The sequence below is a fragment of the Streptosporangium sp. OZ121 genome (genome assembly GCF_051918885.1).
Classification (GTDB): domain Bacteria; phylum Actinomycetota; class Actinomycetes; order Streptosporangiales; family Streptosporangiaceae; genus Streptosporangium.
The window spans coordinates 1-23,619 of sequence record NZ_JBPXMC010000042.1 but is presented as its reverse complement, the minus strand read 5'-3'; the positions used below and the strand labels follow the sequence as shown (position 1 = coordinate 23,619).

At 72.8% G+C, this 23,619-nt stretch carries 22 protein-coding genes and 2 pseudogenes; 11 read left to right on the top strand and 13 right to left on the bottom strand.

All coding sequences use genetic code 11. The features are described from left to right. Positions 1 to 176: 176 nt before the first annotated feature. Together ACTOQ1_RS39715 and ACTOQ1_RS39710 are read right to left on the bottom strand one after the other, a co-directional pair. Entirely contained in the window at positions 177 to 704 is a 528-nt protein-coding gene (locus ACTOQ1_RS39715; RefSeq protein WP_440073404.1) for a hypothetical protein, read from the bottom strand. Between the two features lie 110 nt (positions 705 to 814). Beyond that, positions 815 to 1,261 (bottom strand): MarR family winged helix-turn-helix transcriptional regulator, encoded by a 447-nt coding sequence (locus ACTOQ1_RS39710; RefSeq protein WP_440073402.1) that lies wholly within the window; start codon positions 1,259 to 1,261, stop codon positions 815 to 817. A gap of 213 nt (positions 1,262 to 1,474) precedes the next feature. Here ACTOQ1_RS39710 and ACTOQ1_RS39705 point away from each other — a divergent pair, with 213 nt between their 5' ends. Further along, positions 1,475 to 2,062: a DinB family protein gene (locus ACTOQ1_RS39705; RefSeq protein ID WP_440073400.1), complete on the top strand. Its 588-nt coding sequence runs from the start codon at positions 1,475 to 1,477 to the stop codon at positions 2,060 to 2,062. Between the two features lie 9 nt (positions 2,063 to 2,071). Then, positions 2,072 to 3,088, top strand: coding sequence for an NAD-dependent epimerase/dehydratase family protein (locus ACTOQ1_RS39700; protein ID WP_440073398.1), 1,017 nt, complete (start codon positions 2,072 to 2,074; stop codon positions 3,086 to 3,088). Between the two features lie 143 nt (positions 3,089 to 3,231). Here the strand turns inward: ACTOQ1_RS39700 and ACTOQ1_RS39695 are convergent, their stop codons facing one another. After that, positions 3,232 to 4,569 (bottom strand): hypothetical protein, encoded by a 1,338-nt coding sequence (locus ACTOQ1_RS39695; RefSeq protein WP_440073397.1) that lies wholly within the window; start codon positions 4,567 to 4,569, stop codon positions 3,232 to 3,234. A gap of 91 nt (positions 4,570 to 4,660) precedes the next feature. Between ACTOQ1_RS39695 and ACTOQ1_RS39690 the strand changes: the two genes are divergently transcribed. Genes ACTOQ1_RS39690 through ACTOQ1_RS39675 form a run of 4 tightly spaced genes read left to right on the top strand, consistent with a single transcriptional unit; the run spans position 4,661 to position 6,967 of the window. Next, positions 4,661 to 4,861 (top strand): hypothetical protein, encoded by a 201-nt coding sequence (locus tag ACTOQ1_RS39690; RefSeq protein WP_440073395.1) that lies wholly within the window; start codon positions 4,661 to 4,663, stop codon positions 4,859 to 4,861. Continuing rightward, positions 4,858 to 5,469 (top strand): methyltransferase domain-containing protein, encoded by a 612-nt coding sequence (locus tag ACTOQ1_RS39685; RefSeq protein ID WP_440073393.1) that lies wholly within the window; start codon positions 4,858 to 4,860, stop codon positions 5,467 to 5,469. Before ACTOQ1_RS39690 ends, ACTOQ1_RS39685 begins: the two co-directional genes overlap by 4 nt. Further along, a complete protein-coding gene (locus ACTOQ1_RS39680; protein ID WP_440073392.1) occupies positions 5,448 to 6,548 on the top strand; it encodes a molybdopterin-dependent oxidoreductase in 1,101 nt (366 codons plus the stop codon). The genes ACTOQ1_RS39685 and ACTOQ1_RS39680 overlap by 22 nt, the downstream gene beginning before the upstream one ends. Next, the gene (locus ACTOQ1_RS39675) at positions 6,545 to 6,967 is read left to right on the top strand and encodes a hypothetical protein (protein WP_440073391.1); all 423 of its coding nucleotides are present in this window, start codon (positions 6,545 to 6,547) and stop codon (positions 6,965 to 6,967) included. The genes ACTOQ1_RS39680 and ACTOQ1_RS39675 overlap by 4 nt, the downstream gene beginning before the upstream one ends. Positions 6,968 to 7,017: 50 nt before the next feature. Here the strand turns inward: ACTOQ1_RS39675 and ACTOQ1_RS39670 are convergent, their stop codons facing one another. The 4 genes from ACTOQ1_RS39670 to ACTOQ1_RS39655 form a co-directional block, all read right to left on the bottom strand. Continuing rightward, entirely contained in the window at positions 7,018 to 7,782 is a 765-nt protein-coding gene (locus ACTOQ1_RS39670) for an SDR family NAD(P)-dependent oxidoreductase (protein ID WP_440073390.1), read from the bottom strand. Between the two features lie 78 nt (positions 7,783 to 7,860). After that, positions 7,861 to 10,947 (bottom strand): BTAD domain-containing putative transcriptional regulator, encoded by a 3,087-nt coding sequence (locus tag ACTOQ1_RS39665; protein WP_440073388.1) that lies wholly within the window; start codon positions 10,945 to 10,947, stop codon positions 7,861 to 7,863. Between the two features lie 268 nt (positions 10,948 to 11,215). Then, on the bottom strand, positions 11,216 to 11,782 hold the full coding sequence (locus tag ACTOQ1_RS39660) for an Ig-like domain-containing protein (protein WP_440073386.1): 567 nt from the start codon (positions 11,780 to 11,782) through the stop codon (positions 11,216 to 11,218). Positions 11,783 to 12,108: 326 nt separating this feature from the next. Then, the gene (locus ACTOQ1_RS39655; RefSeq protein ID WP_440073385.1) at positions 12,109 to 12,825 is read right to left on the bottom strand and encodes a polyprenol monophosphomannose synthase; all 717 of its coding nucleotides are present in this window, start codon (positions 12,823 to 12,825) and stop codon (positions 12,109 to 12,111) included. Between the two features lie 322 nt (positions 12,826 to 13,147). On the opposite strand from ACTOQ1_RS39655, the gene ACTOQ1_RS39650 reads away from it, so the two are divergent. Next, positions 13,148 to 14,173: a DUF3800 domain-containing protein gene (locus ACTOQ1_RS39650; RefSeq protein WP_440073383.1), complete on the top strand. Its 1,026-nt coding sequence runs from the start codon at positions 13,148 to 13,150 to the stop codon at positions 14,171 to 14,173. Between the two features lie 178 nt (positions 14,174 to 14,351). Here the strand turns inward: ACTOQ1_RS39650 and ACTOQ1_RS39645 are convergent, their stop codons facing one another. Then, entirely contained in the window at positions 14,352 to 15,848 is a 1,497-nt protein-coding gene (locus ACTOQ1_RS39645; RefSeq protein WP_440073381.1) for an aldehyde dehydrogenase family protein, read from the bottom strand. A gap of 344 nt (positions 15,849 to 16,192) precedes the next feature. On the opposite strand from ACTOQ1_RS39645, the gene ACTOQ1_RS39640 reads away from it, so the two are divergent. Then, a complete protein-coding gene (locus tag ACTOQ1_RS39640; protein ID WP_440073380.1) occupies positions 16,193 to 16,738 on the top strand; it encodes a DoxX family protein in 546 nt (181 codons plus the stop codon). Positions 16,739 to 16,859: 121 nt separating this feature from the next. Here the strand turns inward: ACTOQ1_RS39640 and ACTOQ1_RS39635 are convergent, their stop codons facing one another. From ACTOQ1_RS39635 to ACTOQ1_RS39625, 3 genes are all read right to left on the bottom strand, one after another. After that, positions 16,860 to 17,663 carry a (2Fe-2S)-binding protein gene (locus ACTOQ1_RS39635; protein ID WP_440073378.1) on the bottom strand — a complete coding sequence of 268 codons (804 nt, stop codon included), beginning with the start codon at positions 17,661 to 17,663 and terminating at the stop codon, positions 16,860 to 16,862. A gap of 181 nt (positions 17,664 to 17,844) precedes the next feature. Next, a complete protein-coding gene (locus tag ACTOQ1_RS39630; RefSeq protein ID WP_440073377.1) occupies positions 17,845 to 18,231 on the bottom strand; it encodes an ATP-binding cassette domain-containing protein in 387 nt (128 codons plus the stop codon). Next, the gene (locus ACTOQ1_RS39625; protein WP_440073375.1) at positions 18,224 to 18,748 is read right to left on the bottom strand and encodes a PadR family transcriptional regulator; all 525 of its coding nucleotides are present in this window, start codon (positions 18,746 to 18,748) and stop codon (positions 18,224 to 18,226) included. Before ACTOQ1_RS39625 ends, ACTOQ1_RS39630 begins: the two co-directional genes overlap by 8 nt. Before the next feature lie 527 nt (positions 18,749 to 19,275). On the opposite strand from ACTOQ1_RS39625, the gene ACTOQ1_RS39620 reads away from it, so the two are divergent. Continuing rightward, entirely contained in the window at positions 19,276 to 20,103 is an 828-nt protein-coding gene (locus ACTOQ1_RS39620) for a nitroreductase/quinone reductase family protein (RefSeq protein ID WP_440073373.1), read from the top strand. A 49-nt stretch (positions 20,104 to 20,152) separates the two neighbouring features. Here the strand turns inward: ACTOQ1_RS39620 and ACTOQ1_RS39615 are convergent. Continuing rightward, positions 20,153 to 20,555 (bottom strand): annotated as a pseudogene (locus tag ACTOQ1_RS39615) (helix-turn-helix domain-containing protein). Positions 20,556 to 20,638: 83 nt separating this feature from the next. Here ACTOQ1_RS39615 and ACTOQ1_RS39610 point away from each other — a divergent pair. Continuing rightward, entirely contained in the window at positions 20,639 to 22,318 is a 1,680-nt protein-coding gene (locus tag ACTOQ1_RS39610; RefSeq protein ID WP_440073372.1) for an FAD-dependent oxidoreductase, read from the top strand. 78 nt (positions 22,319 to 22,396) lie between these two features. Here ACTOQ1_RS39610 and ACTOQ1_RS39605 read toward each other — a convergent pair. Next, positions 22,397 to 22,576 (bottom strand): annotated as a pseudogene (locus ACTOQ1_RS39605) (SIP domain-containing protein); the annotation flags it as partial. 213 nt (positions 22,577 to 22,789) lie between these two features. Here ACTOQ1_RS39605 and ACTOQ1_RS39600 point away from each other — a divergent pair. After that, positions 22,790 to 23,134, top strand: coding sequence for a hypothetical protein (locus ACTOQ1_RS39600; RefSeq protein ID WP_440073370.1), 345 nt, complete (start codon positions 22,790 to 22,792; stop codon positions 23,132 to 23,134). The last annotated feature ends 485 nt before the right edge of the window (positions 23,135 to 23,619 follow it).

Genomic DNA, 23,619 nt, shown 5'->3' with positions numbered 1-23,619 from the left:
GGGGCGGCGGGCGGCGGACGGTTCGCGGTGGCGAGACGACGGGCCGGCGGGACGTCCCGCCGGCCCGTCACCCGGGGGCGTGCTCACGGACCGGCCCGTCACCCGGGAACGTGTTCACGGACCGGTACGTCACCCGAGGACGTGCTCACGGACCGGCCCGTCGCCTCAGGGCGTGCTCACGGATAGGCTCCCGGGCGGGCGATCATCAGGACGACGACGACCGCCCACAGCAGGTTGTAGATGCCGGCGACCATGGACAGCCCGCGCAGGCGCCCGCCGTCGTCGGGCGCGGCGAGCGCGTCGCGCTGCTCCGGATAGATCCGCAGAGCCAGCAGGCCGCCCGCGAGCGCGGTGAGGGCGATGGAGACGAAGATCCACCCCTCGCCCATCCGGCCCTGGACGAGGGCCAGGACGATCCCGACGACGGGCACGACGACACCGAAGACGCCGTAGACCCGGGTGATGCGGTGCAGCGCGACGGCCACGGCCCGGTTCCGCTCCCCGGAGGCCTCCGGGGGCGCCGGGGCTTCCGGCGCTCGCGGGGCTTCCGAGGGGGAGCCGGCCGGATCGGCCCCCACGGCCGGACCCACGGGAACACCGGCGGCGACCGGCGCGTAGCGGGGGAACAGGCTCGTCGCGACGGCCGAGCCCCCGACGAACACGATGCCGGCGAGCACGTGGATCGACAGCAACACGGCTTCCACGGATTCTCCCTTCCTCACAACCTTCAGGCAGGCTGAAGCCTAACACGAAAGCTTCAGCCAGACTGAAGCCAAAGGAAGGAGACGTGACGCGCGGGCGCCGGGCGGACGGATCAGGGCGTGGCGGGACCCCCGAACGCGGCGCGTACGGCACCGGCGACCTGCTGCTGGATCGGGTCCGCGGCGGGGCCGAACAGCAGGTCGTCGACCTCGGCTATCGCGCCCGCCGCCGCGTCGAGGAGGCGCGCCCCGTCGGGCGTGATCTCGATGGCCGACGCGGAGCCGGCGCGGGCGGTGTTGTCGCGCACCAGCCCGGCGCCGGCGAGCACCTTCACCGCGCTGTGGACACTCTGGACCGTCGTGCCGGACATGCGTGCCAGATCGCTGAACGACACTCCGGGCACGCCGGCGATGTGACCGAGCAGACCGAGCCTGCTGACCGTGAGATCGAGCGGCGCGAGGGCGGCGTTGAGCTCGGTCTCGATCCGGCGCGCCAGCGTGAGCAACACGATGGAGACGCTGGTCGCGGGCGGACCGGGACGGCTGTTCTCGATGGTCACCTCCCCAGTCTCCCGCACCGCGGAAGTACCGGGCCGTCACCGGCGGCGTGCCGCGCGCGGCGGGCGGGCGCCGCCCGCCTCGCTCCGGCGAGATCCGGCGGGATCCATCCGTGCCCGGCCCGCGTCGGCCCGCACGTCACCCGGCCCGCGCCCCGTCCTTCCGGCCGTGAAAACCGGTGGCAGGCCGGCCGGGAGCGGTGCCAGAGTGCCCGGGTGACCGTACCTCGCGTTGATCTACTGATCCGGCAGCTCGACATCGCATGGGCGCTGTTCGAGTACCACCTGAAGGACCTCGACGACCAGGCCTGCCTCTGGGAGCCCGCGGCGGGCTGCTGGACCGTCCGGCCGGACGGCCGGGGCCGCTGGGTGGCCGACTGGGAGGTGCCGGAGCCGGATCCCGCGCCGGTCGTCTCCATCGGGTGGCTGACCTGGCACATCGGCTTCTGGTGGACGACCACCCTCGGACACTGCTTCGGGTCCGGGGCACCCGCGCGCGAGGAGATCACCTGGCCGGGCGGCACCGCGGCCGCGGCCGGCTGGTTGCGCGGGTTGAGGGACGACTGGCGGGCGGCCCTGCTGCCGCTCACCGACGCCGACCTCGACTCCGCCGACAGGACCGCCGGCCTGCCGTGGGGCCGGGAACAGAGGCTGGTGGACATAGCGGGCTGGGTCACCGTCGAGCTGACCAAGAACGTTTCCGAGATCGGCCTCGTCCGCCACCTTCACGCGGCGCGGGAGGCGTCCTTACGAGATGCGAACGTCGTCGCCGCGTCTCCTTCGCGCGGGCGGGGACAGGGATAGCGTCGCCGCATGAGGACACTGGTCACCGGCTCGGCCGGGTTCATCGGAAGCCACGTGGTCGAGGCCCTGGAGAGGGCCGGGCACGAGGTCGTCGGCCTCGACTCGCGGGCGGGCGGCGGGGATGTGCGCGACGGCGCGGCGCTGGACCGCGTGCTGGGCGGCGTCGACGCCGTGGTGCACCAGGCGGCGAAGGTGGGGCTGGGAGTGGACGTGTCCGATCTCCCCGACTACGCCTCGGTGAACGTGTTGGGCACCGCCACGCTGCTGGCCGCCATGGCCCGGCACGGCGTCGAGCGGCTGGTGCTGGCCTCGTCGATGGTGGTGTACGGCGAGGGCGCCTACGACTGCGAGGCCCACGGCAGGGTGCGGCCGGGTCCCAGGAGCCGCGACGACCTCGCCCGGGGAGAGTTCGAGCCCCGGTGCCCGCGCTGCGGGCTTCCCGTGACCTCCGCCGTCATCGGCGAGGACGCCCCGGCCGACCCGCGCAACGCCTATGCCACGACCAAGCTCGCCCAGGAGCACCTGGCGGCGAACTGGGCGCGCGAGACGCGCGGCGCCGCCGTCGCGTTGCGCTACCACAACGTGTACGGGCCCCGGATGCCGCGCGACACCCCGTACGCGGGGGTGGCGGCCATCTTCCGGTCGGCGCTGGAGGCGGGCCGGGCCCCGCGCGTGTTCGAGGACGGCCGGCAGCGCCGGGACTTCGTGCACGTGCGCGACGTGGCCGCGGCCAACCTCGCGGCGCTCGGCGCCCTCGGCACCCTCGGCGCCCTCGGCACCGCGGCCCCGGGAACGCTCACCGCCTACAACATCGCCAGCGGGGAGCCGCGCACGGTCGGGGAGATGGCCGCGGCGCTCGCGGGCGAGCGCGGCGGCCCGGCACCCGTGACCACCGGCGAGTACCGGCTGGGCGACGTGCGGCACATCGTCGCCGGCTCGGAGCGCGCGCGGACCGGACTGGGTTTTCGCGCCACGATCCCGTTCGCGGACGGGATGAAGGAGTTCTCCACCGCCCCGCTCGGCTGACGGTGAGGATGGGGACGAACGCCTCCCGGTGAGGTCAGGCTCGTCGTCCGGCCGGCCGCGGTGTCTTCAACGGGATCCGCCGACCGCGGCGCTCCGACCGCGGCGCACCGCCTTCGGCGAGGAGCCGCGCCGGTGCCACCCGGTCACCACGGGGAGATGACGAGTCCCTGCAGCAGGAGCCCCGTCACGGCCTGGGCGGCGAGCCATCGCCGGCCGGGGGACCAGACGGCGGCCAGGACGATCCAGACGGCATAGGGAACCCAGATGCGCTCGACCTCTCCCCTGGTCACCCCGCTGACGTCGAGGGCGAGCACGGCCACGATCGCCGCCGCGACCAGGGCGCGCACGCCGCCGGGTGTCGTCCGCGCCAGGCCCGCGGCGGTCGCCGGGCCGGTCAGCAGCGCCAGCACGGCCAGATTCGCGATCAGGAAGTAGAGGTAGGGCCGGGCCGCGCCGGGGTCGGCGGCCCACTCCGCGTGAGTGGCGAGCACCCCCGAAGGCCACAGGAAGCCGCCCGCGGCGAACGCGGCCGTGACCGCCGCCACCCCCGCCAGGCAGGCGATCGCGGTCGCGCGGGAGATCCGCGCGACGACCGCGGCGACCACCGGGATCAGCAGGTAGGGCACGAGGCCGTAGCTGAGGTACGGCAGCGCCCCCAGCAGCACTCCCGCCGCCGCCCCGCAAAGGACGCGTGCCCTGCTCCCCGCGCTCCCCGCGCCCCCGGACACCAGCAGAGCCACACCCCAGGCGCCCACCCCCGCGAAGAGGGCGTCCATGCTCGTGGCGATCCAGACCGCGGCCGGGCTCAGCGCGAGGTACGGCAGCGCGAGCCGGGCCGTCTCCTCCCCCGCGAGCCGCCGGACGGTGACCGCGACGGCCACGACCGCCGAGCAGCCGACCACCACGACCAGCACCGCCGCCCAGAACGGGCCGGGCAGCCCCACCCTCGCCAGGACCCAGAGCACCAGCACGGGCAACGGCGGATGCCCCCGCACATGGGTGGGATAACCGGGAAGCCGTTCGGTGAAGGAGGCCAGCCAGCCCAGCGGGTCGTCCCCCACGGCGGGCAGCACGGCCGCGTACTCGTACGGACTGGTGAACGGCCGGGCCAGCCCCTCACCGGAGACGGCCAGCAGCGCCGTCCACGCCAGGGCCGTGCCGTACGCCACGAGCAGGGCCGCGCCGAAACGCGTCCGCGCGGTCAGGGCGGGCAGCACGGCGACCGCGAGAACCCCGAGGAGCAGGGGCGGAAGGAGCGAGATCGACGGCGTGCGGAAGTGCCCGTGCAGCGGCGGCAGGTGGTCGATGGGCAGCATGCCCAGCGCGTGCAGAACGGCTCCGGCGGCGAACGCCGCGGCGATGAGCGAGCCCCACAGGACGAGCGCCGGCCCGCTCCGGCGACCGCCCGGGCCGACGGCGGCCCGCGACGGCCCGTCCGCCGCGCGCGAAGCCCTGATCTGCTGCCGGAAGTGCTCGATCACCCTCCTACATTAGGTACGAACGGCGTCCTTCCCGGGACACGTCACTACTCCGTAAGGGTTGGCGGGCCCCGCCGACTTTAACGTCGCAAGCATGAAGATCGATGTGGTGCTCCCGTGCCTGGACGGGGAGACGGCCCTGCCGTGGGCGCCGGAGCGCATGCATGACGGTTACCGGCCGATCGTGGTGGACGACGGGTCCACGGACGGATCACCGCGCGCGGCCGGGACGGGGGCGGTCCGGCGACCGGGCGACGCGCCGCCCGCCGCCCGCCGGGAACGGGCGATCCGATGATCGGGCAGCTCTACGAGAGGTCCCTGGCGGGAGCCGCGATCGAGATGGAGTACGCCGACGGCCGGACCGCGCCGCTCGACGCGGCCCGCTGGCTCGCCCCGATCGACGGGGACGAGGCCATGCTGTCGCGGTGCGCCGCCCCCACGCTGGACGTCGGCTCCGGTCCCGGCCGCCTCACCGTCGCGCTCGCGCGGCGCGGCGTCCCGGCGCTGGGCGTCGACGTCGCCCCCTACGCCGTCCGGCTCACCCGGCGCGCGGGAGGCCGGGCGATCTGCCGGAACGTCTTCGACCGGCTGCCCGGCCCCGGCCGCTGGGCCACCGTGCTGCTGGCCGACGGCAACATCGGCATCGGCGGCGACCCCGATGCCCTGCTCCGCCGGATCCGCGAGCTGCTACGGCCCGGAGGCGAGGTCATCGCCGAGGTCCAGCCGCCGAGCGCGGCGGGCCGCGTCGAGCACCTGCGGCTGCGCGGCCGCGGGCTCGCCGGCCCGTGGTTCGGCTGGGCCACCGTGTCCGTCTCCGACCTGGGAACCCTCGCCGGGCGCAACGGTTTCTCCCGCGTGGAGTCATGGAAGGAGGCAGGACGATGGTTCGCAAGCCTGCGCTGATGGAGAAGGTGGCGTTCACCAGCACGCTGCGCTCGGAGGGCGTGGCCGCCCGGCTCGGCGTGCTGCTGGGGATCAGCTTCACCGTCGCCCTGGTCACCGGCCTGTTCAGCCACTTCCTGCAGCATCCGCCTCCCTGGCTGAACTGGCCGTCACGACCCGTCTGGCTGTACCGCGTCACCCAGGGCGTGCACGTCATCGGCGGGCTGGCCACGATCCCGCTGCTGCTGGCCAAGTTGTGGACGGTCTACCCGAAGCTGTGGCAGTGGCCGCCGCTGCGTTCCGCCGCGCACGCGGCCGAGCGCGCGTTCGTCCTCCTGCTGGTCGCCGGTTCGCTGTTCCAGCTCTTCACCGGGCTGCTGAACGTCGCCTACACCTACCCGTGGTCGTTCTTCTTCACGACCGCGCACTACTGGACCGCGTTCATCGTCTACGGCGCTCTGATCATCCATGTCGCCACCGAATGGTCCAAGGTCCGCCGCTCCATCCCCGTCCCGCTGGAACCGGACCGCCGCCGGTTCCTGCTCACCGCCGGCGCCGCCTCCGGCCTGACCGTGCTGCTCACCGTCGGCGAGACCTTCACGCCGCTCAAGCGGCTCGCCGTGCTCGCACCGAGGAACCCGGGGATCGGACCGCAGGGCCTGCCCGTCAACAGAACCGCCGAAGAGGCCGGAGTCGGACCGGCGGGCGCCGAGTACCGGCTGGTCGTCGACGGCGCGGTCCGGGCGGAGTACTCCTACGAGGAGTTGCTGCTGCTGCCGCAGCACACGGTCGAGCTGCCGATCTCCTGCGTCGAGGGCTGGAGCGCCTCCGCGCGCTGGACCGGCGTGCGGATGAGGGACCTGGTGGCCGGTGCCGCGCCCGACGCCGTGGTCACGGTGGAGTCGTCCGAGCGTCCCTCCGGCGTCTACCGGGTCAGCGAGCTGCGACCGCCCCACTGGAACGACCCGCTGACCCTGCTCGCGCTGCGGGTCAACGGTGAGACGCTCCACCTGGAGCACGGCTATCCGGCCAGGCTCATCGCGCCGAACCGGCCCGGTGTCATGCAGACCAAATGGGTGAAGAGGGTGACGGTCTCATGAAGGTGGCCGGTTACGTCGCCGGGATCGGGCTGATCCTGCTGGGATTCACCGGTCTCCTCGCCGACGCCGACCAGACCCGGCCGCTGAGCTGGGCGTTGTGGTTCGGCGGCCTGGTGATCGCACACGATCTGCTGCTCGTGCCGCTGGTGCTCGCGGCGGGGCTCCTGGTACGCCGGATGCGGTGGCCGTACCGGGCGGCGACGGTGGTCGGCGCGCTGATCACCGTCGTCGCCCTGCCCGTGGTCCTGGGCTTCGGCCGGCGGCCCGGCAATCCCTCCCTGCTGCCACTGGACTACGGGGTGAACCTCCTCGGCGTGCTCGCCGTGATCGCGGCCGGCGGGCTGCTCGCCGACGTGTTCACCCGTGTCCGTGAGAAGCGCGTCCGTGAGGCGCGCCGGCCGCCCCGCCCGCGCGGCTGAGGAGCCGACGGGAGTGCCACCGTGTCCCCGGGACCGGGACCGGGGGACGCTCAGGTGCGAGGGCCGAGACACATCCCGCCGCTGACGTCGAGCACGTGACCGGTGACCCAGCGGCCGTCGTGGGAGGCCAGGAACGCGACCGCGTCGGCGATGTCGGCGGGCAGGCCGATCCGGCCCAGCGCCGTCAGGCCGCTCATGAACTCCTCGACGCCGGGATCCTCCAGCAGCGAAGCGTTCAGGTCGGTGAGAGTGGCGCCCGGCGTGACGGTGTTCACGGTGATCCCCCGCGCCCCCAGCGCGTTCGCCAGGGTGAAGCTCATGGTCTCGACGGCTCCCTTGGTCATGGCGTACGAGGTCTGGAAGGGCGTGGCGACCCGGGTGCTGGCGGAGGAGACGGTGATGACGCGCCCGCCGTCGCGCATCAGCGGGAGGGCCCGCTGGATGATGAAGAACGGCGCCTTCACGTTGACGGCGAACAGATGGTCGAACCTCTCGGGGGTGGTCTCCTCGATCGGCCCGGCCGGCGGTCCGGCCGCGTTGTTGACCAGGATGTCGAGCGGCTGTCCCGCCAGGCCCTCGCCCAGTCCGGCGAACAGGGTGTCCACGTCGCCGTCGACGCCGAGTTCGGCCCGGATCGGGAAGGCCCGCCCACCGGCCTTCCCGATCTCGGCCACCGTGTCGTTCGCCGCGCTCTCGTTACTGCCGTAGTGCACGGCGGTCAGCGCGCCGTCGGCGGCGAGCCGCCGGGCGATGGCCCGGCCAATGCCGCGTGAGGCTCCCGTCACCAGTGCCGTCTTGCCGGTCAGGCTTCCCATGCGAAGGCTCCCTCGTCGGTGGTTGGTGCGGCCAGCCTCTCCGGCGGCGCTGACCGTCCGCGCACCGAACACCGGCCGTCACGCACCGGGTGGTGCCGGCCGGAGCAGGGCGAGGGCGTCCTCGCAGGTCATCGCCGTCCCCCGCTCGAAGGCCGCGGCGTACCTGTCCGATCCGATCCGGTCCCGGGCTCCGGCCGCCACCTCGGGTCTCGCCACGTCGCCGGCGCCGCGTACCGCAACGGCCACGCCCAGCAGCAACGCGGCGCGCTCGGCGTCGCCTTCGAGCAGGGCGAGACCGGCGGCGTCCGCGACCGCCTCGGCCGCCACCGGCCGGTCGCGGTGGCGGGCCGCGACCTCCAGCGCCCGGGACAACCGGGATCGCGCCCCGGCGAGGTCCCCCTCGGCCTCGGCGATCCGGCCCAGCCCGATCAGGGCTCGCGACCGCACCTGCCCGGCGCCCGCCGTCGTGGCGGCGTCCCCGTCCAGTGCCAGCTCGAAGAGGCGCCGGGCGCCGGGCAGGTCGCCACGCAGCCGCGCGACCTCGCCGAGCCCGCAGCGCGCCCCGGCCACCGTTTCCGCGGTGCCCGCCGTACGGGCGAGTTCCGCGGCGCGTTCGTAGTCGAGGTACGCGGCGGCGAGGTCGCCGCCCGCGCGGATCGCCCCGTACGCGCGCCGGCACAGCAGGTCCGCGGCGGCCTCGGCGGCGCCGAGCTCGCCGAGCAGCGCGAGCGCCTCGTCGCTCAGGGCCGACGCCCCGGCCCGGTCCCCCCGCCAGCCGGCGATCTCGGCCAGCCGGTCCAGCGCGTTGGCGGCCCCCCACCGGTCGCCGATCGACCGGAAGCCGTCGAGCGCGCGCAGGAACGCCCCCTCGGCCTCGGCCGGCTCGCCGCCGAACAGCCGCCGGTGCCCCTCGCTCAGCCGTCCCAGCGCCTGCGACCACGGGTCGGGGCCGAGCAGCCCCCGCGGGATGGGGGCGGAGGCGTCCGCGGGCACCGCGGCCATGGAGTACAGGAGGAGAAGGTGCGGGCGCCGGAGCGGGCACCCGCGGGAGAGGATGATCGACCGCGCTCGTTCCAGACCGGGGGAGTCGGCCGGCGCGGCGTGGACGAGGCACAGGACGTACTCCTCCACCAGCTCGGGCAGCACCGAGGTCCCGGGCGCCTCGACGAGCGCGGCGGCCGACGGGGCGCCCTCGTCACGCAGGCCGCTGAGCCACCAGTGCCACGACAGCGCGGCGACCAGCCGCACCCCGAGGACGGGGTCGGCGCGGACCGCCCAGCGCATCGCGGCGTGGAGGTTGGCGTGCTCGGCGGTCAGCGTGGCCGTCCACTCCAGCTGCGAGGCGCCGCGCAGGTGGGCGTCGGCGGTCTCGGCGAGGTCGTGGAAGTAGGTGGCGTGCGTCCGCCGTACCGCCTCCCGCTCGCCGGCCTCGGCCAGCCGTTCGGCGCAGAACTCCCGCACGGTGTCCAGCATGTGGTAACGACCGCCGTGGGCCTCCACCAGGGACTTTTCCACCAGGCCGGTCATCACGCCGGTGGTGTCGGGCACGCCGCAGACGCCGGCGGCCGTCTCCAGGGTCGCGCCCCCGGCGAAGACCGTGAGGCGCCTGGCCAGCAGCCGCTCCCGGGCGTCGAGCAGGTCCCAGCTCCACTCGATAAGCGCGCGCAGCGTCCGGTGCCGCGGCACGGCCGTACGGTCGCCCCGCGACAGCAGCCGGAACCGGTCGTCCAGCCGGTCGGCGGCCTCCTCGACCGTGAGCGAGCGCAGCCGCGCGGCGGCCAGCTCGATGGCCAGGGGCAGGCCGTCGAGAGCCGCGCAGATCCGCGACACCGTCCCGACGTTGCCCGCGTCCACCACGAACCCCGGGCGCACCGCGGCGACCCGGTCGGCGAACAGCCGTACGGCGGCGTGACCGAGTGCCTCCTCGGGTCCCGCCGCGGGCCCGGGGAGCGCGAGTGGCGAGACCGGGCACAGCGACTCTCCCGTGATGCCCAGCGCCTCCCTGCCGGTGGCCAGCACCCGCAGCTCCGGGCACGCGGACAGCAGCCGGTGGACCAGCCGGGCCACGTCGTCGAGAAGGTGTTCGCAGTTGTCGGCGACGAGCAGCATCCGGCGGCCCTCCAGCTCCGCGACCAGGCGGCCGAAGGGGTCGGCCGAGCCGGGGAGCAGCCCGTACTCGCGCAGTCCCAGCGCCAGGCCCACCGCCTGCGGGACCCGCGTGCCGTCGCCGAGCGGGGCCAGGTCCACGAAGCACACCTCGCCCGGCTGCCGCCTGGCCACCTCGATGGCCAGCCGGGTCTTGCCCACCCCGCCGGGCCCGGTGAGGGTGACCAGGCGCGCCGTCTCCAGGAGCTCGCCGATCGTGGCGCGCTCCCGCTCGCGTCCCACGAAGCCGGTGAGCTGGGCGGGCAGGGTCGTGAGGGGCGGGCGGGCGTCTCGCAGCACGGCCAGGTGGATGTTCCCGAGTTCGGTGGACGGGTCCGCGCCCAGTTCCTCGGCCAGGGTGCGCCGGGCGTCCTCGAACACCCCGAGCGCCTCGGCCTGCCGGCCCGAGCCGTGCAGCGCCCGCATGAGCTGGCCGCGCAGCCGTTCCCGCAGCGGGTGCGCGTCCACCATTCTCCGCAGCTCCGCCACCATCCCGCGATGTTCGCCCAGGGCGAGTTCGGCCTCGGCCCTGTCCTCGAAGGCGGTGACCCGCGACTCCTCCAGGCGAGCCGCCTGGGCCTCGGCGAACGGCGCGCCGGACACATCCGCCAGGGCCGTGCCCCGCCACAGCCCCAGGCCCTCACGCAGCAGGGCGGCCGCGCGGGGGTGGTCACCGGCGGTCAGCGCGCGACGGCCCTCGCGGGCGAGCCGCTCGAACCGGTGCGCGTCGACGCTCTCGGGATCGGTGACGAGGCGGTAGCCCGCCGGATGGAACTCGACCCGCGCGCCGACGGCCCGCAGCCCGCGGCGCAGCCGTGACACCTGGGACTGCAGGGCGTTCGCCGCACCGGGCGGTGGTGCCTTCCCGTACAGACCGTCGATCATCCGTTCCACGGTGACCACCCGGTCCGCGTCCATCAGCAGCAGGGCGAGCAGCGCGCGCAGGCTCGGCCCGCCGACGGAGACCAGGTCTCCCGCGTCGGACCGCACTTCCACCGGGCCGAGAACACCGAACAGCACACCGCAGATTGTCCCCCACCTGTCTCCCGCGGGGATCGGCCGGATCCGAGCCTCGACGCCGTGGCGGCCGTGGACGAGGGACCCGCGCCACCCTGGACCGGCGCGCCCTGCACCGATCAGGACGGGAGGCCGATCAGGACGGGAGGCCGATCAGGACGGGAGGCCGATCAGGACGGGAGGCCGATCAGGACGGGAGGCCGATCGGCGGCGAGTCCGGGAGGGGGATCGCCGCCGATCGGTGTACGGGCCGCAGGTGCCGGCCGCCCGGCTACGCGCCTTCGCCGAACACGATCCGGGTGCGGATCCTCTCCCCGGGGGCCGGGCTCCTGGTCTCCCCCCTGACCCACACCCGGATCTGGCCCACCTGGCTCCCCGGCGTGCACGGGCAGTCGAGGCCGACACGCTGGATCAGCAGCGGCGTGTTGCTGGGATCGAACTGGGCCGTACCCGGGTAGTAGGCGACGACGCGGTACACACCCGTGGGGAGGCTCGACATCGTCAGGGTGGCGACGCCGTCCACGAGCAGGGCCCTGCCCAGGGTCACCCCGTCGGTGGAGAAGGTGACCCTGCCCGTGGGGACGCTCCCGTCCGCCGCCGTCACCGTCGCGGTGAAGGTGATCGGGCCGCTGTCGTTCCCCGCGCCGCAGGTCGAGACCATTCCGCTCGTGGTGACCGTTCCGCACGCCGCGGCCGCGGGCGAGACGACCGTGCCGGGGTCGGGACTCGGGCCGGCGTCGTCGCGAGCGGCGGCCGCGGCGCCGGGGACGGCGGCGACCCCCATCGAGACCACGGTCGCGAGGATCCCGGTCAGCCCCGCACGCACCGTGTTCCGCACCGCCACACGAGATCGATTGGCATATATCATAATATCGTTCTTTTCTTTGGGTATTGTGCCGTCCAGACGCATTGGGATGATGCGCCACACCTTTCGACATTACTGATCCGCGGCACAACACTCGCCATATGACATACCGATAGATCCCAGCGGAGCGAATTCATCCATGACGAATGACAACTCGCCCGATGGAGCAGGATGATTGCGAATGAAGACGACGTCCAACGCGTTCCCCGGCCCGGCGGCGCGCTCTTCGCGCTCGCCGCGGAGGCCCCGGCCCCCGGGGGCGGGACACGCGCGGAACCGGTGCGCCGCGCGGGCCCCTCTCAACGCTTGAAGATCAACCGCCACGGCATCAGGGCCGACTCCAGTTGCACCCGAAGGCTCATCTTCGAACTGCCCGCACGGCGGTCGGAGAAATGGATCGGGATCTCGACGATCGTCATCCCCGCCCTGACCGCCCGGTAGTGCATCTCCACCTGGAAGCTGTAGCCCCCCGAGGAGATCGCGGCGAGGTCCAGAGCGGCGAGGCTCTCCGCCCGCCAGATCTTGAACCCCGCGGTCACGTCCCGCAGCCCGACGCGCAGGATGGTACGGACGTAGAGGTTCGCCCACCTCGACAGGGCCCGCCGCCGCAGGCCCCACTCGGCGGCCAGCGTCCCGCCCGGCACGTACCGGCTGCCGATCACGCATGCCGCCCCCGTCGCCAGCGCGGTGTCGAGCAGGCGCGGCACGGCGTCGACGGGATGCGAGAAGTCGGCGTCCATCTGCACCACGAAGTCCGTCCCGGCCGCGAGGGCGGTCTCCATGCCGTCGACATAGGCGCGCCCGAGCCCCTCCCTGACCCGCCGGTGCACCACGCCGACCCGGCCGGGATGCGCCGCGGCCAGCTCGTCGGCCGCCTTCCCCGTGCCGTCCGGGGAGCCGTCGTCGACGACCAGGACGCACAGGCCGTCAAGCGGCAACGCGAGCAGCGCCTCCGTGATCGGCGGAAGGTTGTCCACCTCGTTGAACGTCGGGATCACGACGGTGACGGTGGCCATGTTCGAGGTCAGGGCCTTCCGGGCTCGATGGTCGGATGTTCTCACCGCGGAACGGCGCGGCGTCTCCGTCCGGTGATCTCGAACACCGGAAGCGGCAAAGATCACCCCATGCTAGCGGCCGGCGGGGCGACCGCGCCGGTCTCCTCCGAGATGGAGGCGATCGGCGCGGCACGGCATACCAACGGCGGTACGGAGGGAAAAATCCGTTGCACGAGTATCAGGGTGACGTATCCTAAAGAATCGTCCATTAGCCATGGAACCGGGCAGTGACCGATATCGCAAGGACATTATGCGGGCACAATCCGTATCGGCCGATCAACCCGTGGAAATCAGCTGCGACGAGTCCGGCTCGGAGGGCGAGAAACTCATCGGCGGGAACACCGATGTTTTCACCCACGCCAGCCTGTGCCTGGACGTCGAGTCGGCGGCGAGCTGCATTCAGGGAATACGGGACAGGGGCCCCTCCCCGGCAACGGAATACAAGGCGAACGTCCTGCTCCGCGAGAAGAACAGGTCCGCCCTCACGTGGCTGCTCGGGCCGTCGGGGCCGATCCACGGGAAAGCCCACGTGCATCTGACCGACAAGACGTTCCTCGTCATCGGCAGACTCGCCGGGCTGCTCGCCGGGGAGACCGCTCACGCGCCGGACCCGGGCCCGCGACGGGACCGGCAGGCCGGCGCCATGGCCGCCGTCCTGTACCGCGAGGGCCGGCGCACGTTCGGGCACGAACGGTGGCAGCCCTTCCTGGAGTCGTTCAACGACCTGATGCGCGCCGGGAACGGCCGGGGGGCGGGGACGTCCGCCGGCGCGTTCTTCGACATGGTCGACGTCCTGTGCCTCACCGGCGCGGGGAGCGAGGTCGGCGAGATCATGGGACTGCTCCGGCGGGCCAGGCCCCGGGTGGAATCGTTCCTGACGCGGCTTCTCGACGATCCACGGGTGATTCCGACGCTCGATCCCCTGATCCCGGCCATCGTCCGGGCCGTCGACTTCTGGGGTGAGGGCACCAGGCCCGTCTCGATCGTCCACGACCGGCAGACCACGCTGACGGAGGAGCGCGTCGCGCGGATCAGGGAGATGCTGGGCGAGCCACGGCCCGACGGTCTCCCCTGGTCGCCGAGGAGCCGGCTGGCCGGCCTGAGGTTCGTCGCCTCGCACTCGGACGCGCGGATCCAGGTCGCCGACCTCCTCGCCGGAGCGGCGAGGAAGATAGCGTCGGACGAGCTCAACGGCCGGGGCGACGCGGAGCTCACCGCCCTGCTGCGACCGTACGTGGACGCGTTCTCGATCTGGGGAGACGACCGGAGCCGGTCCCTGCTGGGGTCCGCGTCCGGCACCCGGTCATGAGGCCTCCGCTGCCGCCCCGCACCGTCCCTCGCGAACCGACGTCACCCGGCGGGCGGAGCGCGGACGGCACGGGAACGGCACGGGGCCGGCCGTTCCGCCGGGGACACGCGGCGGAACGGCCGGCCCCGTGCCCGCTCACCTGTCGTACGGCGCGGACACCTGCCCGGTGTGCGGCTGGTCAGGTCTGCAGCTGGGTGCAGACGGACTTCACCTCGGTGTAGGCGTCGAGGGCCTGGTGGCCCATCTCTCGACCCCAGCCCGACTGCTTGTAGCCGCCGAAGGGCAGGGCGGCGTCGAAGACGTTGTAGCAGTTGATCCAGACGGTGCCCGCGCGGATCTTACCGGCGAGGGCGTGCGCCTTGGAGATGTCACGGGTCCAGATGCCGGCCCCCAGCCCGTAGTCGGTGGCGTTGGCCTGCGCGGCGATCTCGTCCAGGTCGGAGAACGGCGAGGCGACCACCACCGGCCCGAAGATCTCCTCCCGGACGACCTTCATCTCCGGGCGTACGTCGGTGAGCACGGTGGGCTGGACGAAGTAGCCCCGCTCCCCGTGCCGGTTGCCGCCGGCCAGCGTCTGGACGCCCTCCTCGCGCCCCGAGTCCAGGTAGCCGGTCACCCGGCGCAGCTGCTCGTCGGAGACCAGGGGCCCCATCTGCGTGTCGGGTTCCATGCCAGGACCGAGCCTGATGCCCCGGGCGATCTCGGCGACGCCTTCCACCACCTGGTCGAACCGGTCGCGCTGGACGAACAGCCGGGATCCGGCCACGCAGCACTGGCCGTGGTTGAAGAAGATCGCGTTCGCCGCGCCCTGGATGGCGATGTCGGGGTCGGCGTCGTCGAAGACGATGTTGGGGCTCTTGCCGCCGAGTTCCAGGGTGACCTTCTTCAGGTTGCCCGCCGCGGCGTGCACGATCAGCTTGCCGACCTCGGTGGAGCCGGTGAAGGCGATCTTGTCCACGCCGTCGTGCGCGGCGAGCGCCGCACCGGCGGTCTCGCCGTACCCGGGCAGGACGTTGACCACGCCGTCGGGCATCCCGGCCTCGGCGATCAGCTCCGCCAGTCGCAGAGCGGACAGCGGGGTCTGCTCGGCGGGCTTGAGGATCACGACGTTCCCGGTCGCCAGCGCGGGCCCGAGTTTCCAGGCTGCCATCAGCAGCGGGAAGTTCCACGGGATGATCTGGCCGACCACACCGACCGGCTCGCGCAGGGTGTAGGCGTGGAACGAGGCACCCGGCATGTACGGCACCGACAGCGCGATCGTGTTGCCCTCGATCTTGGTCGCCCAGCCCGCCATGTAGTGGAACAGGTCGGCCGCCAGCGGAACGTCCGCGGCCCGTGCCACGGCCACCGGCTTGCCGTTGTCCAGCGATTCGAGCTGGGCCAGTTCCTCGGCGTGCTCCAGGATCAGGTCACCGATCCTCCAGATGATCCGGCCCCGCTCGGAGGCGGTCATCCGTGACCAGGGCCCCTGCTCGAAGGCCTTGCGAGCGGCACGCACCGCCCGGTCGATGTCCTCGGCGTCGGCTTCGGCGACGTGCGCCAGGGTCTGCCCAGTAGCGGGGTCGGGAGTCGCGAAGGTCCTGCCGGACGCCGCGTCCACCCACTGTCCGCCGATGAACAACTTGTGGGGGGTGGTGATGAAGTCCTCGACGCTCTTTTCCAGGGTCACCGTCATCAGCGTCGGCTCCCTTCCTGTTCAGAGACGCTGTGCCGGACCGCGCACCCGCCCGCACCGCGAAACCGTCCGGGGTACGCCGGCGCTCGGCCCGATGAACAATTCCTCTCAATCAGACTACGGACGAAGTGAGAGCACAAGGACTGTCCTTCGCCCGGCCTCGGTCGCGTGGAGTCCCCGTGCCGTCGTCGTCCGCGGGTGTGTCCGGCGGAAGTTCGACGTGGTGCACGCAGATGTTTCCCCGCGGCGTCCACGCCGACCTCGATCTCACGCGGGCGGCGCTATTGGATAGCTATAGTATCCAACTATAAGATAGTGTCACTATCCAAAGAGGGGATACGCCGATGTCCGCATTCGTCGTTGAAATCGTTCTCGTGGTCGCCACGTTGGGCTTCCGCGCCCTGGGCGCGCTCGGCGTCCGCCGGTTCGCCACCTGGCCCGCGAGCGCGGCACACGGGATGGCCGTCATGCTCGTCGTCACCGCCGCCGCGCATTTCGTCCCGGCGGGGGTGACCGTCATGCCCAACCACGCCGACCTGGTGCGCATGGTGCCGCCGATCGTGCCGTTCCCCGGTGCCGTGGTCTACGCGACCGGCGTGCTGGAACTCCTCGGCGCCGTGGGACTCGTGGTCGCCACGACGCGCCGGGCCGCCGGAATCAGCCTGGCCGCCCTCTACGTGCTGCTGCTTCCGGCCAACGTCTACGCGGCCGTCGCCGACGTCCCCTTCGGGGGCGGCGAGGCGACGCCCCTGTGGATCAGGATCCCGGAGCAGATCCTGTACATCACGGTCGCGCTCTGGGCGGCCGGCTCGGCCGACACGATCCTGGCGCGCCGCGCCCGGACCTCGCCGCGCTCCCGCGCCGGGAGTTCGGAGCCGGCGCTCCGCTGAGAATCCGGCGTCCCATCCGGGTGCGGGGGCCGGGTGAGGGCCGTACCCGGGCGGGAAGCGGGTCGCCCCCGAACGGGGATCCGGGCCGTGCCCGAACGGGCAGGGGCCGGGAGCGACACGGTCATCGGCCGGACTCCCGTGCGGCTCGCGCCCACCGCTCGCGGCGGATCCCGGGATCGACCAGAACGCAGTCGCCGCACATGCCGCCGCCGGGCAGGCGGTAGAACAGGCAGCAGCTGCGCCGGGCGAAGGCGGGATGGCCGGGAGCGGGTTCGGCCAGCTCGCCGGTGCCGCGCAGCAGGCCGGTGTCCAGCAGTTCGCGGCCCAGCGCCACGGCCTTGGCGGCGAGTCCGGGGCGGCGGCGGCCCAGTTCGAGGAGGGTGCCCGCCAGCGCGGAGGCCGCGTTGCCCCACAGCAGGCCGGGGGCTATCGGCACGACCCGCCGGACCGTCTCGGCGAGTGGCTCCAGCAACCCGGTCACCACGCTGCGATACAGCGGCCCGGCGATCCGCGCGGGGCCGCGGACCTCCCACCCTTCCAGGTGGGCGGCCCGCAGCGGCAGCGGGCCTTCGGCCACCGCCCGCCAGTGCACGTGCCGGGGAGCCAGGTCGACGAGCAGGTCGTGGGCGACCGCGGCGCCGAGGGGCGGCGACCAGAAACGGGCGGCCAGGCCCTGGAAGAGGATGGAGGCGGCCACCCGTGTCTCCGCGGTGCCGAGCCGCCCGGCCGTGTCCGCGATCCGGGCCTCCACGGTGGCGGGGTCGGCGAGCAGGTCGGTGAGCGGCCGCCAGCCGGGCTCGCGGGGAACCGGGCCGAGATCGAGGCCGAAGTAGCCCCCGGCGGCGGCCACGTCCGCGACCGCCGCGGCGACCACGGCCGGGGAGGCGGGAAACGATCCCGGCGCCCCGGGCCGGACGGACGGCACGGCGACCACGTCCTCTCTGGAAGAGCCCGGGGAGGCTCGGGGCGACTCGTGACTCCAAGGCTCGCGAACCCAAGGCCCGTGAAGTCAGTTTCGTGCAGTCAGGGTTCGTGAATCCGGGAAGAGCCGGGGAACTCAGGGAGAGCTTCCCTCACCTCATGTTCACACAACACCCCGCTCCCCCTCACTCGTCGCGGAGTTCCTCCGTCCGCAGCGTCCGGCGCAGGATCGGCCGGGTGACCCGCGCCACCAGCGTCGCGACCAGCACTCCGATCCCCACCATGAGCACCGCCCGGACGGCGGCGCTGCCCGACTGGAAGACGACGCCGAAGCTCTGCCTGCGCAGCCTCGTGCGGTCGGCGTCGTCGAGCGCGTCGACGCGCCGCCCGTCGAAGTGGACCTCCCCCGACTCGGGACGGATGATCCCGGCCAGGCAGTGCAGAAGCGTCGACTTGCCCGAGCCGCTCGGACCGGTGATCGCGACGATCTCCCCGTCGCCGATCTCCACGGACACGCCGTCCAGCGCCACGGTCCTGGCGAAGGTCTTGCGCAACGCGCGTGCCTCAAGCATCGATCTCCTCCTTAAGATCCGCGAGTCGTCGCATGGCCGTCTCGATCCAGCGCAGGTCGGCGTCGAGGTGCTGGAGCGCGTAGTCGGCGGCGAGCACCTGCGCGGGCGACCCCGAGGCCCGCTCCGCGGTGAGCTCGCGCATCCGCGCCAGATGGGCGGCGCGCTGCCTGACCAGGTACCCGTCGGCGGCGCCACCGGCGACGATCGCCACCACCACGCGCGAGACGAGTGCGCTGGAGACGTGCGGCGCGGGCGCCTCCACCTGTTCCAGCCACCGGGCCAGTTCGGCCAGGCCCTCCTCGGTGATCGCGTACACCGTGCGCTCGGGGCCGCCCTCCCGCACGGTCTCCGCCACCTCGGCGAACCCGTCCCGCTGCAGGCGCTGCAACGTCGCGTAGACCTGTCCGTACGCGAGCGGCCTGGCACCCGGCAGGCGCTGGTCATGCTCGCGTTTGAGCTCGTACCCATGCTTGGGCCGCTCGGCGAGCAGCCCAAGCATGACGTGTCCGGTAGACATGATCGCGACTAGACATCCGATATATACACCAAGTGAATAGTCGGATGTCGCTCACCCGGTGTCGCGGGCGCGGCGTTGCCTTGGCGCGTCGGTGGCACTACGGTTGACCTCGTGACTGCCGGGTCGGCCTTGGGCCAACAGCGAGTAGGGCACCCGGCCGAGGCGTGAGCCCCGGGCGGGCCAGAGGCCCACCCTCTCCTTCCTTCCGCGCGTTCGGCGCGACGTTTCTCCGTGGATTTCCCTTCCGTGGTCTCCACGTTTCATGTGACTTCCGCGTGTGGTCTCCACGTTCCCGTGGCTTCCACGTCCCGTGTGATGTCCGCATGCTCTCGCGGTGCCGGTCGTCGCCGGTCACCGCGTGTTTCGCGCCTTTCACGAACCGGCCCCGGCGGTAAGTCGCCGGTCCGACCGGTCGTCCGGCGTACCTTTCCCCGTTTCCCGCACCACGGTCGCGGTCGCCCCGTGGTGATGTCGTCATGCCCGCGAACAGCCCGCGGGACCATCGATCCTGGAGAAGAAAACAGAGAATGCCCAATGAATTCAACCAGCAGATCATCGAGGAGTTCCGCGCCAACGGCGGGAAGGTCGGTGGCCCCTTCGAGGGAGCCCGGCTGCTCCTGCTGACCACCGTCGGGGCGCGATCCGGCGCCCGGCACACGACCCCGCTCGGCTACCTTCCCGACGGCGGCGAGCGGGTCCTGGTCATCGCCTCGGCCGGTGGCGCGCCGAATCACCCCGCCTGGTTCCACAACCTGGTGGCCAACCCTCTCGTCACGGTCGAGGACGGCCTCTTCACCTACGAGGCACGAGCTGTCGTCCTGGAGGGCGCCGAACGCGACCGCCTCTTCGCCCGCGCGGCCGAGGCCGACCCCGGGTGGGCCGACTACCAGGCCAGGACGGCGCGCGTCATCCCCGTGGTCGCCCTTCAAGGTGTCGACAGCGGGCCGCCGAAGGCGTCGTCGGCGGGCGAGACCCTCAAACTGGTCCACGACGTGTTCCGGCGGGAACTCTCCCTGATCCGCAAGGAGGTCACCGAGTCGGGTGCCGGCCTGGGCGCCCAGCTGCGGGTGAACTGCCTCACCCTCTGCCAGGGGCTGCACAACCACCACACCGGCGAGGACATCGCGATGTTCCCCTTCCTCGCCGGACGCCACCCCGAACTCGCCCCGACCCTGGAGCGGCTGAGCCGGGAACACGAGAGGATCACGGTCCTCATCGAGGAGTTGCGGGAGGTCCTCTCCACCGAGGGCGCGGATCCCCCGCTCGTGCTCGCCGAGGTCGAGCGGCTCGCCGACGAGCTCGAAAGGCACCTGACCTACGAGGAGGAGCAGCTGCTCCCGGTCCTCGGCGCGTAGGCCCCCGCCGCCCGCGTACCGGTGACGGCCACCGCCACCGGTACGCGGGTCACCTGCCGGCGGGGCCGGCCCGCACGCGCATTCGCTCGCCCTGCAGCCCGAACAGGCTGAGGAGCTCGACCGGCTCAGGGCCCGCGGCGGCCCACCCGTGCGGGGTGCGGGTGTCGAACTCGGCCACCTCGCCGGCGCCGAGGACGAGGTCGTGCTCGCCCAGGAGCAGCCGCAGCCGGCGCGCCGACCAGCTCGTCCAGCTGCACGCCGTGCGCCTTCGCCAGGGGCAGCAGGAGCTCCAGGGTCGGTTTGCGCTGCCCGCCCTCCAGGCGCGAGAGGGTGCTGAGCGAGATCCCGGTCGTCTCGCTCAGCTGGGCGAGGGTGGTGCCACGGGCACGGCGCAGCGCCCGCAGCCGCGGGCCCACGGCGGTCAGCACGCTCGCGAAGGTGTCGTCTGCCATGCCTATATTTGCTGTTCCGGCAAGAAATTTTGTCAAATCCCGGGATGGGGGCGGACTATTTGCGGTGAACGGAGGTATCACACATGACCGAACGAACGGAACAGAAGGTGACCGCCGCCCCCTCGAACGGGGAACGGCGCTACGAGGTGGTGGTCGTCGGCGGTGGCGCCGCCGGGTTGAGCGGGGCGCTGACCCTGGCACGGGCACGGCGCTCGGTGCTGGTGATCGACGCGGGCCGTCCGCGCAACGCCCCGGCGGCCCACGTGCGTTCCTACCTGACGCGCGACGGAGTGCCCCCCGCGGAGCTGCTGGCCACGGGGCGCGCGGAGGTGACCGGCTACGGCGGCGAGGTCGTGAAGGGCGACGTCGTGGCGGCCGAGCGGCTGGAGGGCGGGGACTTCCGCGTCGTCCTCGAAGACGGCTCCTCGGTCGTGGCGGACCGGCTGCTGGTGACCACCGGCCTGACCGACGAGCTGCCCCCGGTGCCGGGGCTCGCGGAACGATGGGGGCTCGACGTCCTGCACTGCCCGTACTGCCACGGCTGGGAGGTGCGCGACCAGGCGATCGGCGTCCTGGCCACCGGACCGCTCGCGGTCCACCAGGCCCTGCTGTGGCGGCAGTGGAGCGAGGACGTCACCCTCTTCCTGCACACCGCGCCCGAATTCGGCGCCGAGGAGTACGAGCGGCTCGCCGCCCGCGGCATCGCCGTGGTGGAGGGGCGGGTGGCGGCGCTGGAGGCGACGGACGACCGGCTCACCGGCGTACGCCTGGCCGACGGCCGGGTGATCTCCCGCCAGGCCCTCGTGGTGACCCCGCGCTTCACCGCCCGCTCCGGCCTCCTCACCGGCCTGGGTCTTGAGACGACCGACCAGGAGATGGGCGGGCACGTGGTCGGCAGCCACATCGCCGCCGACCCTTCCGGGGCGACGGCACTGCCCGGGGTGTGGGTGGCCGGAAACGTCGCAGCCCTGACCGAGCAGGTCATCGGCGCCGCCGCCGCGGGCGTGCGCGCCGGCGCGGCGATCAACGCCGACCTGATCGCCGAGGACACCCGCCGGGCCGTGGCCGCCCGCCGCGCCGCCGACCGGCACGGGCACGCGCACGAACACGCGCGGGAGGGCGCCCCCACGAAGGGCGACGCCATCCCGGAGGAGGAGTTCTGGGACCTCCGCTACGGGGAGAGCGACCGGATCTGGAGCGGGAACCCCAACGTCATCCTGGTCCGCGAGCTCACCGGCGTGGAGCCGGGCAGCGCCCTGGACCTGGGATGCGGCGAGGGAGCCGACGCGATCTGGCTCGCACAGCGGGGGTGGCGCGTCACCGCCACCGACATCTCCGGCGTCGCCCTGGAGCGCGCCGCCCGGCACGCCGAGGCGGCGGACGTCGCCGGCCTCGTCGACTGGCAGCGGCACGACCTGGGCGCCTCCTTCCCCGACGGCGTCTTCGATCTCGTCTCCGCCCATTTCCTGCACTCCCCCGGCGACATGCCGCGAGAGAAGATCCTGCGGGCCGCCGCCTCGGCGGTCGCGCCCGGCGGGACGCTCCTCGTCGTCGGGCACGCGGGGTCCCCCGCCTGGGAGCACAATCCCCATCCCGACGTGCACCTGCCCACGCCGGAGGAGGTCCTGGAAAGCCTGGAACTCCCGGAAGGGGAGTGGGAGGTGCTGCTCTGCGAGGAACACGACCGGATCCAGAACGACCCCGACGGGCGGCCCACCACCCGCAGGGACAACGTCCTCAAGGTCCGGCGGACGAAAGGCTGAACGGCCGGGCCGGGTTCCGTACGGTGACGTGGCGGGGACGGCCTCGGGCGGGCCGATGGCCACCGTCGGTGCGGCGCGTCAGTGCAGCCCGCGCTTGCCCGGTGTCCAGAACGGCTTGACCTTGATCGAGGTACGCGGCCAGTTGCGTTCGCGCACGAGGTGGTCGCGGACCATCTGGCAGGTCCTGGCCTCCCCCGCCACGTAGGCCGCCCCCGCGTCGCCGGGAAGGTCGAGGTCGGCCACCGCCGCGAGCAGTGTCCGGGAGGAGACGCCGGCACCCGGGGCGGGCCCGGATCCAGGACCGCCCGAGCATGCCGTTCGGCGCGGACGCTCTCACCGACGGTCATGACCGGACGTTCGGACTCCTCGCACGACATCCCCTTTGCTCGACGAGTCAAAATAACACTTGAAAAATCAACCAAATGTGGAGAGGATCTTCGCGTCAACGGATCCACGTGATGGAGATGTTCAGTGCGCAAAACAACGGCGATCGGTTCTGCCCTGCTCACCGCTACGACTCTCGTACTTGGACTCGGCACCGCCGCGTCGGCGGCTTCCGCCGCCTCGGCGAATCCGTCCGACCCGGTGGGCCTTTACTTCTTCGACGCGGCACGGAACGTGGTCGCCCACTACCCGGCCCCGCCCGCCGGGTGCACCCCGGTGCCCGCGACCGCGACCCTCCACGCCGCCTGGGACGCCGGGTTCTCGAGGTTCCAGTTCTTCGGTACGGCGGACTGCACCGGGACTTTCACTGTCCTGGACACCCTTCGCAGCTACTCCGCCGGGCGGTTCAAGTCCTTCGTCCCCATCCCCTAGTGGAAGATCACTGAAAATCCCGTTCTGATCCCGGACCGGCGGACGCCCGCCCGCTGTCAAGCGGCGAGCATCCGCGATGACCGGACTCCACCGGTACGGGCGAGGCCGCGGCGAACCAGAGCGTGAAGGTTCGCCGCGGCCTCGCGGGTTACGCGGCCGGACATCGTTTTCGAAGACGCCCGGGCGAGGCGGACGGCCGGCGCCGAGGCCCGCATCAGCCGCGACGAGACCAGGACACAGGCGTTTCGGCGCGCTTCCGAACGGCGACTCGTGACCGCGCGGAAGTTTCCCGGGAAATTCTGCGCGAGGATGTCGAGAGCGCGGCCGCGGCTCCGACACCTCGGTGACCGGCCGAATCGAGACCGGCAAGCCCCGAGGAGACACGACCATGCGGCCCACGAAGACGAGCACCCTGAAGGTGCCCGGCGCGACTCTTTACCACGAGATCCGCGGCTCGGGGCCGACCCTGCTGCTGATCTGCGGCG

What these genes read in the sequence shown, in the direction of transcription:
- ACTOQ1_RS39685 (WP_440073393.1), top strand. Translation starts at nt 4,858, where the DNA reads ATGATCGGGCAGCTCTACGAGAGGTCCCTGGCGGGAGCCGCGATCGAG.
- ACTOQ1_RS39690 (WP_440073395.1), top strand. Translation starts at nt 4,661, where the DNA reads ATGAAGATCGATGTGGTGCTCCCGTGCCTGGACGGGGAGACGGCCCTG.
- ACTOQ1_RS39625 (WP_440073375.1), bottom strand. Translation starts at nt 18,748, where the DNA reads ATGTCTACCGGACACGTCATGCTTGGGCTGCTCGCCGAGCGGCCCAAG.
- ACTOQ1_RS39655 (WP_440073385.1), bottom strand. Translation starts at nt 12,825, where the DNA reads ATGGCCACCGTCACCGTCGTGATCCCGACGTTCAACGAGGTGGACAAC.
- ACTOQ1_RS39645 (WP_440073381.1), bottom strand. Translation starts at nt 15,848, where the DNA reads ATGACGGTGACCCTGGAAAAGAGCGTCGAGGACTTCATCACCACCCCC.
- ACTOQ1_RS39680 (WP_440073392.1), top strand. Translation starts at nt 5,448, where the DNA reads ATGGTTCGCAAGCCTGCGCTGATGGAGAAGGTGGCGTTCACCAGCACG.
- ACTOQ1_RS39670 (WP_440073390.1), bottom strand. Translation starts at nt 7,782, where the DNA reads ATGGGAAGCCTGACCGGCAAGACGGCACTGGTGACGGGAGCCTCACGC.
- ACTOQ1_RS39610 (WP_440073372.1), top strand. Translation starts at nt 20,639, where the DNA reads ATGACCGAACGAACGGAACAGAAGGTGACCGCCGCCCCCTCGAACGGG.
- ACTOQ1_RS39620 (WP_440073373.1), top strand. Translation starts at nt 19,276, where the DNA reads ATGCCCAATGAATTCAACCAGCAGATCATCGAGGAGTTCCGCGCCAAC.
- ACTOQ1_RS39700 (WP_440073398.1), top strand. Translation starts at nt 2,072, where the DNA reads ATGAGGACACTGGTCACCGGCTCGGCCGGGTTCATCGGAAGCCACGTG.
- ACTOQ1_RS39630 (WP_440073377.1), bottom strand. Translation starts at nt 18,231, where the DNA reads ATGCTTGAGGCACGCGCGTTGCGCAAGACCTTCGCCAGGACCGTGGCG.
- ACTOQ1_RS39640 (WP_440073380.1), top strand. Translation starts at nt 16,193, where the DNA reads ATGTCCGCATTCGTCGTTGAAATCGTTCTCGTGGTCGCCACGTTGGGC.
- ACTOQ1_RS39675 (WP_440073391.1), top strand. Translation starts at nt 6,545, where the DNA reads ATGAAGGTGGCCGGTTACGTCGCCGGGATCGGGCTGATCCTGCTGGGA.